A 16,011-nucleotide genomic window follows, 5' to 3' on the forward strand; every position below is an offset into this window, starting at 1 on the left:
TTTGCCCAGTTACGGGGCGTGCAGGATTGTTGGCTTTTTTTTGCTATGATTGGCCCGTTTCCACTGTGTGTATTGTTATGGCTATTGTTTGCAGAACCGCGAAAGCTGAAGATTTAGATGACATCAACGTGTTGTTTCAGAGCGTCCAGCGTGGGGCGGTAGCATTCAGTCGACGTCAGGAGATCGTGTTTCAACGACTTCTGGATGAAGCACTTGTCGACTTATTGGTTGTTGAGCAGGATGAGTTTGTGGTGGCTTGCTGTCACTGCGCCATCATTCCAACGCTGGGGTTTGATGGACGACCTTATGCGATGTTAAATCATTTGATTGTGGATCCCCTTAACCGGCGACAGGGGCTGGCGACTCGCTTACTGTCCTACGCGTCGGAATACGCCAAGAAGAGCGGGTGCTATCAGATTTATCTAGCTGCCGATGCGACACAAGATTGGCAGCAAGCCTTTGTACGGAAATCCGGGTTTGTCGTCGATCAGAGTATTTTTGTTTATCGTTAAACGGGAAGAAGAATGGCTGAAAAATTATGCTTATTGGTGGGTGGTTCTAAAGGTCTCGGGCGAGCGTTGCTGAAGACTTATTGTGAGAAGGGTTATTCTGTCGTTGAGTTCTCTCGCACCGGTAATAGTGAGAACCACCGGACAGTGGATTTGTCTCGGCGGGAAACCGCCATCGATACCATTGATGACTCCTTTGCGGAGGCTGCTAAGGGCCGCTGGGATGAAATTCAACTCATTATCAATGCCGCCATATTGTCACCAATAGGACCGTTATCCATGAGCGAACCGAAAGAGTGGTGGCAACAAATCGATATTAATTTTACGTTGCCGATCTCGACTTTAGGGCGCTTTCAGACCCACATGAAAGAGATGCCTTGCCGTAAGGTCGCCGCCTTCGTGTCTTCAGGTGCAGCAGATCATACGTTTGACGGATGGGGCTTGTACGGTGCCAGCAAGGCAGGGGTCAATCAGTTTATCCGCAGTATGGCGCTGGAACAGGCGCGTTTGCCATCTCCAATATTGTGTGCGATTCTGAACCCCGGCGTTATGGACACGGATATGCAAGCGAGTATTCGCAATGCTCGTCCTGATCAGTTCAGCCAACTCAACAGTTTTGTGCAGCGATATGAAGCCGGTGAGTTAGCGCCACCGGAAGTCGTTGCTCATAATATCTATACTGCGCTGTCCCAACCTTTTTCTAACGGTGTTGAAATTCGGGTGGCGGGCTAACAGCCTCAAGCTGGTTTTGTACCCAATGGATGGCCGCGACGACATGCTCAGGTTTGGAAAAGGGGATAAAGTGATTCCCTTTCGGATCGTAGTCGAGCATGACTGCTGATCGGGTTAACTTGCGCTGCAAATAAAATGCATTTTCCGGTGCAACCAACCAATCTTTTTTGCCCTGTAAAATTGCGGTGGGTTGGGTGACGGAGTCGAGTTGTTGCGCCAGTATCATCAGTTCCGTATCCAATATCAGCATCTCTGCGTTTGAGCGAGTCATGTCCCGACCAATGATCCATTGGACCGGTTTTAAACGAGCCACCTTGTGATACCAACGAGGCTCGCTGACGAATGGGTCCGCCGGTGACGCGATCAGCACCATGCCATCCACCAGTTTTGGGTATTCAATGGCCAGTTTCAGAGCAACCGGACCACCCCAGGAGTGGGCGACGAGAATAACCGGTTTTTGCAAGGCTTCGGATTGTATCGCTCTGGCCAGAATGGCCGCTTGATCGGCCAGTTTCGGAAAAACATGGTTGTCGGCACTGAGGGATGTACCCCATCCGGGGCGGTCAAATGCGTGAAAGCTGAATGTGGTGGCGATCTGTTCTTCTGCCATTAGCGGTTTCCAGGCATCCCAACTTCCGGGTGTGCCATGAATGCCGATCAGTGTTGCCTTGGTATGGCCTGAAGATGGCTGCGTCACCCAGCCAATGGAACCGGCAAATTCGCCTACGTTGATGGGTGCTACCGTCATGGTTTGTTCGGCAAACGACTGCGCAGGCAATACAAGTAAGCCAGTAAACAACAATGCACTTACCGATTTCTGTAGCCTCATGACGCGTTCACCGGACATTGGGTTCTTAATAACAGGACCAGATATCCGGTTCCCCAGATTAAACCCGGCAAGATTGATTGGACGATATTGGGTGTCCCCGCCAGCGTATGCAAACCAGCTGGCACGGTACACAATACGGCAAAACCCAGCAGGAAACTTCCGATACGGGCTGCATGTGAGCTGCCCAGGCGACGAAAAGTGTGGATGACGGCAACACCCAGGGCAAGCGTCGAGACAAAGGCGTAGCCGCCCTGAATCAAGAAGGCGATAAGCGCAGTGTTATACCCATAGCTGACATTACTGAACGCCGCCCAACTGCCGTATACGATTAACGCCAGGACAGCAGAGATGTGAGGTTGGAGCAATTTGTGAATCATATGGGCCGTCATTTGGTTGAAATGACGTCAGACCGTTGCTCGCGTTAAAAGTTCAGTGCTTCGACATAGACCCATCGGTTTTTCAGTTTTCGGAACAACGATCGTTCGTGTACACAGGCTTCCCCTTCATCCGCAGCGTAATAGGCTTTAAATTCAACCGTTGCTTTTTTTAAGCCCGGTTTGTGATGAAGAACCTCTAAGCGTAACCATTGCGTGGCATTCAGCTCGGTCTGATTGAGTTCCGGACAATGATCCGGGTGCCAAGTTTTGATCAAATAAGGTACGTTCATTTGAGTGTAGGCGGTGTAGCGTGAACGCATCAGCTGTTCTGCCGTGATAGCATGGGCGCCCTGTTCAAGGTATCGACTGCAACATTGTGAGTAGGTCGTGGGTTGACCGCAGGGGCAAGGTTCAGTGTTTAGCATGGTTTTGCCCTCGTGTTCGCTGAATCAGAAGGCTCAATGCATTAGCCAGGTTTTCGGTTAAGGCCGGGTTTGCCAACGTGGTCATTACAATGCCTGCCATGCCTGGTTGCATCGCTAAATTGGTCATGACACGTTGGAACCCATCGGCGTCGGCCACTCGGGCTAAACGATCCAGTATTTGCGTGGCATAGGTTGCGTCTTGGCACAGGTGTGGAAAGCGAGTGAGCACCGTAAGCAGTAATTCGAGATCGACCGTTTCGTTGTCGATCCTGGCTGCAATAACGGGCTCAATCAGTTTACGGGCGGGCGATTGGGCGCACGCTCGAAGGCAGGCGGACGTCAATTCTGCGTTATCCGGGTTCTTCTGCGCGATCGACACCAGCATTTCAACGGTGGATGTTGGTAACTCTCGATGTTCAAATTGTCGCAGCAGGGCTAACAGGGGAGCTTGATCCAGTGTCAGCAAGGACGGATTCAGTTGTTGGATGTCGTTATCCTTGAGTCGGCAAACGAAGTCGGCAATACCTTGGATGCCCAGTTCCTGCCAGTGCAGCCCTGTATTAGGGGAAAGATAAAACCGATGCACGTCTTCAAAGTAAGGGCTGGGGGGTAATCCCAGAATTTTGGTCGCCCGAGCGTGCAACGCCGCCATCTTCTCTGGCTCTGGTTTGAACTGATAGGGGTGGTCGGTTAGTAATCTTTGTCGCTCTTTCGAATCCTGGACCTGTAATGCACGGTACAGCCGGTTGACTAAATCGCTGTGCACGGCGGCGGGCAGGATGCCCTGTTCATCCAGCGGCAATTTCAGGAACCAGAGACTGTTCTGCTGACTTTCGTGTTCATTCCACAGAAAAATGACCAGCCAGGCATAACCCAGATGCGGGCAGGGATAAGGCTGACCTTCATCGAAGCGTTCGAGAGTTGAGTCGGGCATTTTGCGCAGTTGAATGCCAAGGTCAAACAGTCGATAACTGGCTTCTGTCATGGTAAGAAAGCCAGAAAGGCTGGGTACATTCATGTGTCGATCCGTTTGCTGATTTACGGCGTTGTATTATACCTACTGCCATCTCGATAACCACGTTCAGGTCCGGGTGAATCTTATGTATTCTCTTTAGGATTCCTGATACTTCGTTAACCTTGTGTCCAGACCGTGCGACTACACAAATCAATCTCATATCTACAATGTTATGGTTTCAGCTTACCCGCCAGGTTTTCGAATTTCCCGTTGGTGTTGATATCGCTCTATGCTCCAGAGTCGGATACACTTTCCCGTTATGTCTTTGAGTAACAGGCTTGAACCATGGCGGAGTTGTATTTCACGATCGCGGTAAAATTTGTATTTCTGTTCGCCCCATTTTTCGTGGTCTCAATGTTCCTGGCGTTAACCCGCGGGGAAACGGTCGCGGTGAAGCGTAGTATTGTTATGCGTGCCATTCTGGCGTCTGCTTTTATCGGGGTCGTGTTGTTTTTTGCAGGTCCGGTACTGTTTGAAGTTATCGGTATTACGTTGGATTCATTCCGTATTGGTTCGGGTTCTTTGTTGTTTTTAACCGCAGTAAGCCTGGTGAACAGCGGCACCCGCAATCATGCCAAAGGATTGCCCGATGAGGAGCGTGATGATGTTTCAGTCGTGCCTCTGGCGATGCCGGTCATTGTTGGCCCCGCCACCATCGGTACCATACTGGTCTTGGGTGCGGAATTGCCGACATTCCGGGAAACTTTCGTCGGTATGTTGGGTATGTTGTCTGCGTTGTTGGTTTTGGCCGGAATGCTGTTGTTGTCCGGTATGCTGGAGCGGGCACTGGGAAAAACAGGGTTGAATATTTTATCGAAAGTCAGTGGTTTGATTCTGGCCGCCATGGCCGCTGAAATAGTCTTTACCGGTGTCGCTGGTTTCCTGGCTTAATTTTCATTGGCGTTTGGCTTGCCTTAGGGTATTCCCGCTTCTTTTTGACTTAGGTTTCAGGATTCTACTATGACACAGGCTGTTCTTGAATTACTGGCAGAGATTGAAGGACTGCTGCAGAAACACAACCAGTGGCAGACAATTCCACCAACAGCTGAAAAAATGGCCAGCACAGAGCCGTTCAGTATTGACACGTTGACCTTCCTTGAGTGGTTGCAATGGGTCTATTTGGCGAGGTTAAGGGCTGTTATTCACGCTGGTGCGACCCTCCCGCAGGGAGCTATGGTATTGCCATACGCTCAGGAAGCTTTGCGAGCAGACGGAATCCAGATTCCCGGGCTTTTGTCACTCATTGAACAGTTAGATGATGCTTTGCAATAGAACCAGGCAAAGAGGAGCATGCGGAAAATAAGGTGGCAAATGGAGGCGCCCTGGCGCCATAGCTTTCGTTGAAAAAGTTTGATATCGCACCACTGATGTCGTCGTCTATTTGCCTTGCTTTCGGGGCGACTGCTGTGCAATTTACTTTCATCACGTCACACACGAACCACTGATGGCGGCGCTCGCGTTGGATTTACGCGAAATACTCCTGCCAAACCCTGGCTGCAGTCTGATGCACAATACTGTGAATACGTGCTAGGTGCTGGCGATCTTTCATATAGCCTCCCCCAATCACACACGACACGGGAATACGGCGTTGAACACACTCAGTCAGGACAAAGTAATCGCGTTTTGCCAAGCCTTCCGCACTGATATTGAGTAACCCCAGGGCGTCGTGTTCGTAAGGGTCGCTGCCTGCGTCGTACAACACCAAGTCCGGCTGATGTAGTTCCAGCAAATAAGGCAGGTGGCCTTTTAAGAGTTGCAGATAGTGTTCATCTTCGGTGTGCCGATCGATGTCAATGTCATAGTCACTGGTTGCCTTGCGGGCGGGAAAATTCTGTTTGCAGTGAAATGACACGGTTATGGCTTTCGGCTCGTTTGCTAAGATATTGGCAGTACCATCGCCTTGATGCACATCCAGATCGATGATCATGACCCGTTCGACGTCATCACGGCGTAAAGCGTGCAACGCGCAAACGGCAAGGTCATTGAAAATGCAGAAACCACTGCCAAAATCCCGATGAGCATGGTGGGTGCCGCCGGCAAGATGGGCGGACAAACCACGCTCCAGGGCAAGTTCCATACTCAGCACGGAACCACCGACGGCAAGTCGTGTTCGCCTGACAAGGGCTTCGCTCCAGGGTAAGCCAATCCGGCGTATCTCTTTATCGGTCAATAGATTGGTTTTGAATCGCTCGATATAGTGTTTGTCATGAGCCAGTTCGAGCAGCGAGTCGTTGATCAGCGTTGGTGCAAACAGATCGCATTGCTTAATAAGGCCAATGTCATATAGGTGCTGGTGAAGTAGATGAAATTTTTCCATCGGAAAGCGGTGTGCGGGGTCGAAAGCAGGGCTGTAATCGTGATGGTAAACCAGCGGTAATTTCATCAAATCTATCATTCTCTGGGATGAATCTCTCGTTGATCGGAATGTGGCACAGGAATGATGATGAATTCAAGAAAATGAGACCATAAAAAAAGCGGCCAATGCCGCTTTTTTTGTCACACCTGAGTGAATTACTTGGCGAAGTTTTCTGCCGCGAATTCCCAGTTGGCCAAAGCCCAGAATGCTTCCAGGTACTTCGGACGCAGATTACGGAAATCGATGTAATAAGCGTGTTCCCACAGGTCAACCGTAATGATTGGTGTTTGATCACCCGTGATCGGCGTTGCTGCGTTACTGGTGTTAACGATATCCAATGAACCATCGCTGTTTTTTACCAGCCAAGTCCAGCTAGAACCGAAGTTGTTTACTGCTTTTTCATTGAATTCAGTCTGGAATGCTTCAAATGAACCCCACTTCGCCGTGATAGCATCAGCCAAAGCACCTGTTGGTTCGCCGCCGCCGTTCGGGCTCAGGCTGTTCCAATAGAAGGTGTGGTTCCAGATTTGTGCAGCATTGTTAAAAACACCGCCAGTTGAAGACTTGATGATTTCTTCCAGGCTCTTACCTTCAAACTCAGTACCAGGAATTAAACCGTTCAGTTTGGTGACATAAGTCGCGTGGTGTTTGCCGTGGTGATATTCAAGCGTTTCAGCAGAAATATGCGGCGCTAATGCATCTTTTGCGTAAGGTAATTCAGGTAATTCAAAAGCCATGGATACTCTCCCTTGGATGTTATCGTTCTGAAATGTGGCCACAGCCTATGATCGGGTCTTAAGTCCTGAGATTCAAGGTCTCATTGATGAATTTTAGCTATCGGCTTGTTTGGCTGTTCAAAACGACCAAGGTGTTAAATTTGCCGCTTTTTCACAGATTAAGGTAAGCGGTTGTGAATAATCTAGGTATGGAATAGGGGGGCTCAAACCCGAATAACTGCTATTAGGCACCGGCGTTTAAAAAGGAAAAGAGTGACATCCGTCTCGCTCCAGAGTTGCATCAGTGTTAGTTTAAGCCAGATAATAGTCCGTATTGTTCTGGTAATTAAGGTATAGGTTGACAGATGGCAGAGAAAACACCGGTAGGCGATATGCCTCGCATGGTTCCTGATCGTGAAGATATTCGCCGGCGTGTCGTGCCCGCTCAAGCGGATCGCAAACCGAATGTGAGTAAAAAAGAACCAGACGCCAAAGGTTCTTCGTGGCTGATGGCCGTGCTGTTAATCGTCGCGGGTATCGCAATTGGGTACCTGGCCCTGCAACAATATTCCCTGACTCAGTTATTGAACTCCTATGAAGAACGGCTGGAACTGGCCGATGAGCGCATTGTCAGCTTAGAACAATCCCTGACGCAAACAGATGAATCCGTGGCTCTGAACGGTACAGCCATCAATGCTCAGTTCAAAGCAATTAAATCTGAAACCGATCTGCACATGTCTGAGATCCGCAAGTTGTGGGATGTGACCAACAAGCGCAATAAAACGTGGATAGAAGAGAATCAGGCCAACCTGGCGGCGCAGACGAAAACCGTTGCGGCACTCGAGGCGTCTATCAAAACGCTGGAATCAGGCCAGACAACAAGCCAAGCCGAGGTTGCTGCGTTGAAGCAGCAATTGGATGAGCAGATCGCCGTATTTGCCAAGGTTGAACAGCAGATAACTCAGACAACAGAGGAAATGGCGACGGTTAATCGGGCTATCGAAAGCTTGATTAATGGGAATTATGAAGAGCGGTTGTTGACCTTAACTCTGAATCAGGAAAATCTATTGGCTGAATTGGGCAAAGTGGATCAACAGTCATCCGCAAATGCTGATCAAATAAGCGAAATGTTGGTGACCCTGAACGCGATAGATACCGGACGACTGGAAACCAATCAGCGATTGTCGGCATTATCAACCCGCCTGGATACGCTAAATGCCAAGGTGACTGCGTTGACCGGCACCAGCCAGTAACCCAACGAAGAGACCCTAGGTACAGCAGATTTACTGCATTTGCCCCTAAATCTTCTGTACCTATCTGAGCGCAAGCCTTTGGATTTGGAGTGCCCCCCTTGACTGAGTCAGACTTGAATGATCGACAGCGAAATATCCTTCGTTGGGTGGAGTCTGATGGCCATGTTCGCGTCGAGGATATGGTCCGTCGCTACGAAGTCACAGAACAAACTATACGTCGTGATCTGACTTTTTTGGAAGCGCAGCAATTGTTGCGGCGCGTTCATGGCGGCGCTAAGCCGACAAACTCGACTGAGAATATCGCGTATTCTGATCGTCAGATCATGAACTTCGCTGAAAAACAGAAAATTGCCCGCGTTATTGCCGAGCACATCCCAGACAATGCCAGTCTGTTTATCAATATTGGTACAACGACGGAAACCATTGCGCATGAGCTGATGCAGCATAAGGGCTTGCAGATTGTGACCAATAATCTGCACGTTGCCACCCTCATGAGTCAGAAGCCGGACTTTCGCGTCATTGTGACCAGCGGCGAGGTAAGAGCGAGTGATGGCGGTATAGTGGGTGAGGCGACGCTCGACTTCATTCAGCAATTTAAACTGGATTACGGATTGATCGGCATCAGCGCCATAGATAATGAAGGGACCTTGCTGGATTTCGATTATCGGGAAGTGAAGGTCGCACAAGCCATTATTCAACACAGTCGACAGGTGTTTCTCGCGGCAGACCACAGTAAATTTGGTCGTAAAGCCATGGTTCGCTTGGGCAACATCAGTCAGGCGGATATGTTTTTTACTGACAGGGCGCCAGGGCCGGAAATATTGGCAAAGATGAATGACGCCGATGTGTCATTGCAGATTTGTCGTTAACGGTGGCATTATGACGCGTCAGCAACGTGCGTTTGTTACTCAATCGCACAAATCTTTTCTTCACTCATGTCTTTACTTCATCGTTGAGCGCCTCAGAATACAGGGTTTAGATACTCATTCGATGAGATTGGGCAAATTTACGAGGGTTTACGGTGTTTTTAGACGAATTTCATGACGTGATTGATGACCAGGTGGTGGTTTCCGCAGAGCAGGCCAGCCGTTTCGCAAAGGAAGTCGCCGGTGATTTCAATCCGATTCATGACCCTGAGGCTAAACGTTTCTGTGTGCCTGGTGATTTGCTGTTTGCACTGGCCTTGTCGAAATACGGTCTCAGTGAAAAGATGTCTGTCACTTTTTCTGGTATGGTCGGAAAAGACAAACCACTGATTTTGCCTGAGAAAGATAACGGTGTGATCGAAATTAAAGACGACAGCGGTAAGGTTTATACCCATGTCGATCACAGTGGGGCAGTCAGTCATGATGCTACCCTGATTGAGCATTTAATCCGTCGCTACGTCGCCTTTTCCGGTCGTAACTTTCCCTACATTCTGGTGCCATTGTTAGAAAAACATCAGGTTATGTTTAATCCGACCCGACCGTTGGTTATCTATGAAAGCATGGCATTTCAATTGGACACGCTGGACATTGTTGAGCCTAATCTGGAACTGGTGAATTCAACGTTGGATGTGAATGGGAAGCGTGGTGATGCGCATTTCCTGTTTGAGATCCGTGACGGTGATAAAGTGGTTGGAAAGGGCGATAAAAAACTGATCGTCAGCGGCTTGCAACCGTACGACGCTGAGGTTATGCAGGGTGTAGTCGATAATTTCAATGGCTTGAAATCGACCTATCTCGCCAGCTTGTAATTCTTTTTTGATGGCGACGCGCCCTTGACTGAGGGCGCTTGTTGCGCTTCTTTCCGTGGCCGCTAACGTCCATTCTCCCGTCAATTATCACTTTACAAAAAATTACATCGCTAACTGATTGATTTACAACGACTGCAAAAACATGCCTTAAAAAACCTTGGATTTGCCAGTGCATTTTTAAACGGTTTGCTTATAATCCGCCGCCCTTTGTTACTAGCTCACTTTAAGGTTGATTGTTTGTATGATGAATGAGTATCAGGTTGAACAGCCACAAGGTCATCTGTGTCTGGCCTCTAGTTTGATATTGAATGAGCGTCCGATGCCAATTCGTTTTTTCTACAAGGAAGATCCGCAGCATGCCAATGATACCGGTTTCCGTTTTTACAGCGGTCAGGAAACCGATGAATTTTTAATGGAAGAGAATGCGGCTTGTGTCGCACCGTTAGACTGTATGGAGCGTCTGGACCCGAGCATTCGTGAGTTGTTAAAAAAGTCGGAAGTGGGAAGTGTTTGGGAGCGTTTGCCAAACAGTAACGATTGGGTGCCGGTTCACGATTATCAGATTCCAGACTGACGTCGCAGCCGTGAGTTGATGTGATAGGGCGATGCAGTGGGCCGGCATGACCTGCCTGCATCGCTAATTTTAGTAAAACCTTTCTTGCAATTTCATGCATTCAGTCAAGTCATTACAACCAAACCTTTTCTTGTTGGAAATCCTGAGCCCGCCTGCTTAAACGCAGTTTTGATGGTTTTCAATTAATAACGGGGTCAATGTCTCAACGTTGGTCTGGATAGATTAACCATGGTTTGGAGAACCAGTAATAGAAGTCACCACTTCGGCTTTGTGACGTGCAGTTGTAACGATGGCGACCGTCACTTAATTCAGAGGAACTGGTCAGGGTAAAGTGATTATCATCTTGCCATCCGGCGTCCTGCCAATGCCCATCGACAAAGCAGTTTAATGCCCGCGACAGATCTGACGTCTCAAGGAGGCTTGCGGTAAGCTGAGGTTTTTTTTCTGAGGTCAACATGTCTGGCAACAGAGTTTCATCGACCGGCATTGGCTTGGATTTCAGCTTCACTAACAGGGTTTCTGTATTGGCATAAATGCCAGCGGCAGCAAAACGAGGGATCGACCGCATGTCGGTACCGTGCCACAACCCACCGGAATGTTGCGCAAAGCCGATATAATCCATTTCATTTAGTAATGAGCGCAATGCGTCGTTGAACTCACCATAGGGATAAGCAAACCATCGTGGAATGTCGGTTCCCAGTTCGTCGGTGAGTCGTGTTTGCGCATGTTCAATATTCTGTCGAGTATTTGCCAGCCAGGTATCATCCCGTTTTGGATGTCGAACCAAGTAGGCATGATCCGAACTATGGTTGGCAATAGTGACGCCATTAGCATGCATTTCCCGTATCTGGTCCCAGCTCAGCATGTCGCCATATTTCTGGTCGATCGCATCCGTCGCGATGAACACGGTAAAGGGGTAACCAAATTCTTTCAGAAGCGGCCAGGCATTGTCGTAAATGTTGCCATATCCATCGTCGAAGGTTATTGCGACAGCGTGGTCTGGCAAGGGTTGTTGATTCTGGATGGCTTTTACCGCGTCCTGCAGATCAACCACGGTAAAGCCTTGGTCGTTGAGCCATTGCAGGTGCCCCCTGAATTGGGCTGGACATCACTGATGTACTGGCGGGTGTGCTTTCAGACACGTGATGATAAACCAGTATGTTGACATGGTTCGCTGCGAACAGCGGTTGCACGCAACACAAAAAAATCAGGCAGAGGCGTTTCACAGCATTTCTCCTTCCAGTCCCGTGGCGATAGGGCGTTGGTCGTCTGTTACCCATTCGCTCCAGCTGCCGGGGTAGAGTCTGGGCATCGCGAAACCAGCTTCGACCATAGCGAGGATGTTGTGGCAAGCTGTAACGCCTGAGCCGCAATAGCAAATCGTTGACTTTTCGGTGCTGAGTTGGAATCGTGCTTTGAGTTCAGCCCGGCTTTTAAATAATCCATCGGGCATCAGGTTTTTGCTGAAGTCTGCATTCCATGCCCCCTGGATGTGTCCCGCTTTAGGGTCCAGCGGCTCTGTTTCTCCGCTGTATCGATTCACGGCGCGGGCATCCAACAGCAGCGTATCGGTTGGAGGGTCGATCAGGTCGTCCGCGGTCACCGTCCAGTCTGTTTGAACTTCTATTGTAATCTGACTCGCTGGTGGCAATTGGACTTTCGTTTCAGGAATCCCTCCGGTTTTCAACCAGTGTTGAAAACCACCATTCAGCACTTTGACATTTGTCACGCCAGCCCATTTTAAAAGCCACCAGGCACGTACGGCAAACATGCTGTTCCTATCGTCGTAAACGACGACGGGCGAATTTGTTTCGATGCCCCAGTGGCGGAGGGTCGTTTCAAAATCTCCTTCTGCGGGCATTGGATGTCGACCGGTTTTGCCTGGGATGATCGGTCCGCTGAGGTCAGTTTCAAGGTCTGCAAAAATGGCGCCTGGAATGTGTCCTTCGGCATACAGCAAGCGAGATTTGGTTCGATCCTGTAAGTCGCTTCGACAATCCAGTATTCGCAAATTTGGATCGTCCAACTTGGTATTAAGTTCGGTGGGGCTTATAAGCTGAGACATGAGTAACCTCGTTGCAATTTTTAACTATGGTAACCCAGTTAAAGAGTGACTGTTAGCATATTGCCAGACACTGTGAAGCAGGTTGCAAAACGGTTTAACTCAGAAGGTAATCCGTTGTAGCTAATAAGTCTTCGAATTTTTTGTTTCTTATCTCGTGCTGGCTGAACGGCTGTCTGCAACTGGTCTGACTTTGACCACGAATGCTTCATACAGTTACGGTTTTAAATTGGGCATAGCATTCTCGTTATGTTTCTGCGGCAAGCCCTGTCTGCATCAGCGCTTCAAATTCCGGTTTACGGATAGGTTTTGACCAGTAATACCCTTGGGCCTGTTCGCAACCCCACTGTTTAAGTAGTTCAATGGTGCCACGATCTTCCACGCCTTCTGCAACCGCGCTCATGTCCAGTCCTTTGCAAATCTGTAAAATGGCTTTGACGATGGTTTTGTTGGAATCGTTGTCGGGTAGTTCATAGATGAAGGATCGATCAATCTTCAGGGTTTCAACATTGAATTTTTTCAGGTAGCCAAGGTTGCTGTATCCCGTACCAAAGTCATCGATGGAGATGCTGATCTCTCTCATTTTCAGGGCGGCAAGATTTTCTCTGATGGTTGTCTCCTGATCAGCGATTAGCGATTCGGTTATTTCTATGTCCAGTGTTTTTGGGGGGAGTTGATACCTTTCTATTTGCTCGTCGATGTCTTGAATTAATGAGGCGTGTTTGAATTGGGCGACGGATACGTTAATGCTCATCGTAAAGCCAGGCTTTTGTTTCATAAAATCTGCCGCGTCTTGGCAGGCGCGTCGAATGACCCACTGGCCCAATTCTACGATGAAGCCATTTTGTTCCGCCAGCGGAATGAACTCTGTTGGTGAAATCGTACCAAAGTCCTGGCTGTGCCAACGCAATAATGCTTCGGCACCGACAATGGCGTCGCTGGCAAGATCGATCTTGGGTTGATACAACAACTCCAGTTCCTGCGTTTCAATCGAGCGTTTCAACGCATTGGTTAGAATAATGCGGTATTGCAGTTTTTCCTGCTGCTGAACATTGAAGTAATGAAACTGATTACGACCATTTTCCTTGGCGTTGTACATCGCAATGTCCGATTTCTTTAACAAGGACTCAAAGGTCGTACCGTCTGTCGGGGCAATGGCAATACCGATAGATGTCGTACAGGTAACAGTACCCCCCTGAAGTTCAAAGGGGACGTCAAATGATTTCAGAATTTTCTGCGCGAGTTTGGAGGCTTGCCATTCTTCCTGTAAGTCTTCGGCAATAATTAAAAATTCATCGCCACCAATGCGACAGATGGTATCGAGTTCCCGGCAACGAGTCTCCAGTCGCTGTGCAGCCTGGATGAGTAAATCATCACCGGCGTCATGACCAAGGGAGTCATTGGTGGATTTAAAATCGTCCAGATCCAGAAACAAAACAGCAACCTTGTGTCCGTTGCGCTGGCTGCTGATGATGGCGTGTTCCAGTCGGTCTTTTGCCAGAATTCGGTTGGGGAGGTTTGTCAGTGAGTCGTGATGGGCAAGGTGTTCAATAATGGCTTTGGATTCCAACACCCTTTGGTTTTCCTGGGTAATGGTTTTAGCGGCGCTGACTAAATCCCGGTGCAGTGAAATGATCGCATAACCGATCACATTGAAAATCACTGCTAGCGAAAAAGCTGTTTCCAATCCGGTTAGTTGCTCGGGAACGATGATGATATTTAAATGGTACAGCAAACCATAGACAACACAGAGCAAGGTAATATAGCCAAGTAGGATCATGGTTAACCTGGGCCGGCCGATCATGGTCGAAAAAATCACCACGCCCACAAAGCCGAACATGGCAATATCCCTAAGACCGGCACCCTCGATCAACAGAACGGTCAGTGTCGCAACCAGTAGGAAAATCAACAGGTTGGCACCTTCATTGATGTAATCTTTGCGGGCCAGGAAAATGACACTACCAGACAGACAGGCGGAAGAGAGCAGAACAATACCTTCGAATAAGAAGCGATACCAGAATTGCGCCAAACCGATGAGTGTGAGGCTGAAAGCAACAGCAAATGTCAGTTGCAGAAGTCGCTTCTTGCGTATGCGTTCAAAATCCAATGCTTCGCCCAAGCCATGAGGTAACCGTTTAGCGTAAGCATAGATCAAAATAAGAAGGGAGAGTTGCTAGCAAAGATGGCTGGTCCGGCAGGATTCGAACCTGCGAATGACGGGATCAAAACCCGTTGCCTTACCACTTGGCGACGGACCATCATGCTAGCGTTGCGGTGTAAAAAACGGTGTTGTCCAATCTGTCAGACAAGTGTTTTGAACAAGCGCGGGGAACTGTTGTTGAAGTTGGCTGGTCCGGCAGGATTCGAACCTGCGAATGACGGGATCAAAACCCGTTGCCTTACCACTTGGCGACGGACCAGTATAATTGGTGGCTATAGCTGGACTTGAACCAGCGACCCCAGCATTATGAATGCTGTGCTCTAACCGACTGAGCTATATAGCCTCAACAACGGTCGCGTATTATCCTCATATTTATCCAGCTGTCAACAACAAAGAAATAATTTTTTTAAAGAATATCAAGGGCTTAGCAAGCTTCTTATTGCTGGCTTGCGCGGCGCTGTAATCTATTGTCCGCGTTGCCATGAATGCGCGCTCTGCCCATCGTTGGAAGACGATTAGGGGTTTAAAACTCAATCCCTTCAAAAAAATGTCATATGCCTGTGCTGATATAGTCGAAACATCAGTGGAGATTCGGCATGCAAACCGTTATTTCATGGCATGAACACCGGGTAGAGCGGCAGGCGCGCGCTGCGCAAAAAAACCAACGGCCCTGCGTGCTTTGGTTTACCGGACTCAGTGGCGCCGGTAAGTCGACCCTGGCCAATGAAGTGGAACAGTGTTTATTCCGATTCGGTCACCACAGCTTCCTTCTCGACGGCGATAACATCCGCCACGGATTGAACCGAGATCTCGGCTTTTCGGATGGCGATAGGGCTGAGAATATCCGGCGCGTCGGCGAAGTCGCGAAGTTGATGACGGATGCCGGGTTGATCGTGTTGTCCGCTTTTATTTCACCATTTCACAAAGAGCGTGAGTCGGTCAGGCAGATGTTTGCCGAAGGAGAGTTTATTGAAGTCTATGTTGATGCTCCCTTGGAAACCTGCGAACGACGGGATCCCAAAGGGCTCTACCGTCGAGCACGTGCTGGAGAGATTCGCAACTTCACTGGAGTCGACTCTGTCTACGAGCCGCCGTTGCATCCTGAAATTCATCTGCGTACTCATCTGCATTCGGCCAGCCAGTGTGCTGAACGCATAGTGCAGCAACTGAAGTTGCACGGGTACCTGAGAAGTTACCCGCGAAGTTAGGCCGGAACTGTAGATTAGTGTCATTAGTCTGTCATTTTCAGTGCATAGACTACAGATCT

At 49.0% G+C, this 16,011-nt stretch carries 18 protein-coding genes and 3 tRNA genes; 9 read left to right on the forward strand and 12 right to left on the reverse strand.

The window, feature by feature from the left end; genetic code table 11:
- Positions 1-77 precede the first annotated feature (77 nt).
- Positions 78-512 (forward strand): GNAT family N-acetyltransferase, encoded by a 435-nt coding sequence (locus IYN85_RS03290; RefSeq protein WP_196157405.1) that lies wholly within the window; start codon positions 78-80, stop codon positions 510-512.
- 12 nt (positions 513-524) lie between these two features.
- Positions 525-1,241, forward strand: coding sequence for an SDR family NAD(P)-dependent oxidoreductase (locus tag IYN85_RS03295; RefSeq protein WP_196157406.1), 717 nt, complete (start codon positions 525-527; stop codon positions 1,239-1,241).
- Here IYN85_RS03295 and IYN85_RS03300 read toward each other — a convergent pair.
- The 4 genes from IYN85_RS03300 to IYN85_RS03315 are packed head-to-tail and all read right to left on the reverse strand — an operon-like array spanning position 1,210 to position 3,890.
- Positions 1,210-2,070, reverse strand: coding sequence for an alpha/beta fold hydrolase (locus IYN85_RS03300; RefSeq protein WP_196157407.1), 861 nt, complete (start codon positions 2,068-2,070; stop codon positions 1,210-1,212). The two genes, IYN85_RS03295 and IYN85_RS03300, sit on opposite strands and share 32 nt — an antisense overlap.
- A complete protein-coding gene (locus IYN85_RS03305) occupies positions 2,067-2,447 on the reverse strand; it encodes a hypothetical protein (protein WP_196157408.1) in 381 nt (126 codons plus the stop codon). The genes IYN85_RS03300 and IYN85_RS03305 overlap by 4 nt, the downstream gene beginning before the upstream one ends.
- A gap of 44 nt (positions 2,448-2,491) precedes the next feature.
- Positions 2,492-2,872 (reverse strand): YchJ family protein, encoded by a 381-nt coding sequence (locus tag IYN85_RS03310; protein ID WP_196157409.1) that lies wholly within the window; start codon positions 2,870-2,872, stop codon positions 2,492-2,494.
- The gene (locus IYN85_RS03315; protein ID WP_196157410.1) at positions 2,859-3,890 is read right to left on the reverse strand and encodes a DUF3549 family protein; all 1,032 of its coding nucleotides are present in this window, start codon (positions 3,888-3,890) and stop codon (positions 2,859-2,861) included. The genes IYN85_RS03310 and IYN85_RS03315 overlap by 14 nt, the downstream gene beginning before the upstream one ends.
- A gap of 282 nt (positions 3,891-4,172) precedes the next feature.
- Between IYN85_RS03315 and IYN85_RS03320 the strand changes: the two genes are divergently transcribed.
- Positions 4,173-4,778 carry a MarC family protein gene (locus IYN85_RS03320; RefSeq protein WP_196157411.1) on the forward strand — a complete coding sequence of 202 codons (606 nt, stop codon included), beginning with the start codon at positions 4,173-4,175 and terminating at the stop codon, positions 4,776-4,778.
- Positions 4,779-4,847: 69 nt separating this feature from the next.
- The gene (locus IYN85_RS03325) at positions 4,848-5,159 is read left to right on the forward strand and encodes a YqcC family protein (RefSeq protein ID WP_196157412.1); all 312 of its coding nucleotides are present in this window, start codon (positions 4,848-4,850) and stop codon (positions 5,157-5,159) included.
- A 193-nt stretch (positions 5,160-5,352) separates the two neighbouring features.
- Here IYN85_RS03325 and IYN85_RS03330 read toward each other — a convergent pair whose 3' ends face one another.
- Both IYN85_RS03330 and IYN85_RS03335 read right to left on the reverse strand, forming a co-directional pair.
- Positions 5,353-6,270, reverse strand: a complete 918-nt coding sequence (locus IYN85_RS03330) for a histone deacetylase (RefSeq protein WP_196157413.1) — start codon at positions 6,268-6,270, stop codon at positions 5,353-5,355.
- A 128-nt stretch (positions 6,271-6,398) separates the two neighbouring features.
- A complete protein-coding gene (locus IYN85_RS03335) occupies positions 6,399-6,980 on the reverse strand; it encodes a superoxide dismutase (RefSeq protein WP_196157414.1) in 582 nt (193 codons plus the stop codon).
- Positions 6,981-7,324: 344 nt separating this feature from the next.
- Here IYN85_RS03335 and IYN85_RS03340 point away from each other — a divergent pair, with 344 nt between their 5' ends.
- The 4 genes from IYN85_RS03340 (at position 7,325) to IYN85_RS03355 (ending at position 10,521) form a co-directional block, all read left to right on the forward strand.
- A complete protein-coding gene (locus IYN85_RS03340) occupies positions 7,325-8,212 on the forward strand; it encodes a hypothetical protein (protein ID WP_196157415.1) in 888 nt (295 codons plus the stop codon).
- A 98-nt stretch (positions 8,213-8,310) separates the two neighbouring features.
- Positions 8,311-9,081, forward strand: coding sequence for a DeoR/GlpR family DNA-binding transcription regulator (locus IYN85_RS03345; protein WP_230390456.1), 771 nt, complete (start codon positions 8,311-8,313; stop codon positions 9,079-9,081).
- A 152-nt stretch (positions 9,082-9,233) separates the two neighbouring features.
- Positions 9,234-9,947, forward strand: coding sequence for a DUF3581 domain-containing protein (locus tag IYN85_RS03350; RefSeq protein ID WP_196157416.1), 714 nt, complete (start codon positions 9,234-9,236; stop codon positions 9,945-9,947).
- Between the two features lie 241 nt (positions 9,948-10,188).
- Positions 10,189-10,521 carry a DUF2185 domain-containing protein gene (locus IYN85_RS03355; protein WP_196157417.1) on the forward strand — a complete coding sequence of 111 codons (333 nt, stop codon included), beginning with the start codon at positions 10,189-10,191 and terminating at the stop codon, positions 10,519-10,521.
- A gap of 202 nt (positions 10,522-10,723) precedes the next feature.
- Here IYN85_RS03355 and IYN85_RS03360 read toward each other — a convergent pair whose 3' ends face one another.
- From IYN85_RS03360 to IYN85_RS03385, 6 genes are all read right to left on the reverse strand, one after another.
- The gene (locus tag IYN85_RS03360) at positions 10,724-11,575 is read right to left on the reverse strand and encodes a polysaccharide deacetylase family protein (protein ID WP_196157418.1); all 852 of its coding nucleotides are present in this window, start codon (positions 11,573-11,575) and stop codon (positions 10,724-10,726) included.
- A gap of 168 nt (positions 11,576-11,743) precedes the next feature.
- On the reverse strand, positions 11,744-12,586 hold the full coding sequence (locus IYN85_RS03365) for a sulfurtransferase (protein WP_196157419.1): 843 nt from the start codon (positions 12,584-12,586) through the stop codon (positions 11,744-11,746).
- A gap of 244 nt (positions 12,587-12,830) precedes the next feature.
- Positions 12,831-14,690, reverse strand: coding sequence for a bifunctional diguanylate cyclase/phosphodiesterase (locus tag IYN85_RS03370; RefSeq protein ID WP_196157420.1), 1,860 nt, complete (start codon positions 14,688-14,690; stop codon positions 12,831-12,833).
- A gap of 76 nt (positions 14,691-14,766) precedes the next feature.
- Positions 14,767-14,841 (reverse strand) — tRNA-Gln (locus IYN85_RS03375).
- Positions 14,842-14,928: 87 nt separating this feature from the next.
- A tRNA-Gln gene (locus IYN85_RS03380) sits at positions 14,929-15,003 on the reverse strand.
- 7 nt (positions 15,004-15,010) lie between these two features.
- Positions 15,011-15,087: transfer RNA gene (locus IYN85_RS03385), tRNA-Met, on the reverse strand.
- 253 nt (positions 15,088-15,340) lie between these two features.
- Here IYN85_RS03385 and cysC point away from each other — a divergent pair.
- Entirely contained in the window at positions 15,341-15,952 is a 612-nt protein-coding gene (gene cysC / locus IYN85_RS03390; protein ID WP_196157421.1) for an adenylyl-sulfate kinase, read from the forward strand.
- Positions 15,953-16,011: the final 59 nt, after the last annotated feature.

Origin of the sequence: Reinekea sp. G2M2-21, assembly GCF_015687175.1 — a bacterium.
Classification (GTDB): Bacteria; Pseudomonadota; Gammaproteobacteria; order Pseudomonadales; family Natronospirillaceae; genus Reinekea.

Excerpts from the sequence above, each read along its gene's own strand:
- IYN85_RS03290 (WP_196157405.1), top strand. The coding sequence starts at position 78 with ATGGCTATTGTTTGCAGAACCGCGAAAGCTGAAGATTTAGATGACATC.
- IYN85_RS03295 (WP_196157406.1), top strand. The coding sequence starts at position 525 with ATGGCTGAAAAATTATGCTTATTGGTGGGTGGTTCTAAAGGTCTCGGG.
- IYN85_RS03300 (WP_196157407.1), bottom strand. The coding sequence starts at position 2,070 with ATGAGGCTACAGAAATCGGTAAGTGCATTGTTGTTTACTGGCTTACTT.
- IYN85_RS03305 (WP_196157408.1), bottom strand. The coding sequence starts at position 2,447 with ATGATTCACAAATTGCTCCAACCTCACATCTCTGCTGTCCTGGCGTTA.
- IYN85_RS03310 (WP_196157409.1), bottom strand. The coding sequence starts at position 2,872 with ATGCTAAACACTGAACCTTGCCCCTGCGGTCAACCCACGACCTACTCA.
- IYN85_RS03315 (WP_196157410.1), bottom strand. The coding sequence starts at position 3,890 with ATGAATGTACCCAGCCTTTCTGGCTTTCTTACCATGACAGAAGCCAGT.
- IYN85_RS03320 (WP_196157411.1), top strand. The coding sequence starts at position 4,173 with ATGGCGGAGTTGTATTTCACGATCGCGGTAAAATTTGTATTTCTGTTC.
- IYN85_RS03325 (WP_196157412.1), top strand. The coding sequence starts at position 4,848 with ATGACACAGGCTGTTCTTGAATTACTGGCAGAGATTGAAGGACTGCTG.
- IYN85_RS03330 (WP_196157413.1), bottom strand. The coding sequence starts at position 6,270 with ATGAAATTACCGCTGGTTTACCATCACGATTACAGCCCTGCTTTCGAC.
- IYN85_RS03335 (WP_196157414.1), bottom strand. The coding sequence starts at position 6,980 with ATGGCTTTTGAATTACCTGAATTACCTTACGCAAAAGATGCATTAGCG.
- IYN85_RS03340 (WP_196157415.1), top strand. The coding sequence starts at position 7,325 with ATGGCAGAGAAAACACCGGTAGGCGATATGCCTCGCATGGTTCCTGAT.
- IYN85_RS03355 (WP_196157417.1), top strand. The coding sequence starts at position 10,189 with ATGATGAATGAGTATCAGGTTGAACAGCCACAAGGTCATCTGTGTCTG.
- IYN85_RS03365 (WP_196157419.1), bottom strand. The coding sequence starts at position 12,586 with ATGTCTCAGCTTATAAGCCCCACCGAACTTAATACCAAGTTGGACGAT.
- cysC (WP_196157421.1), top strand. The coding sequence starts at position 15,341 with ATGCAAACCGTTATTTCATGGCATGAACACCGGGTAGAGCGGCAGGCG.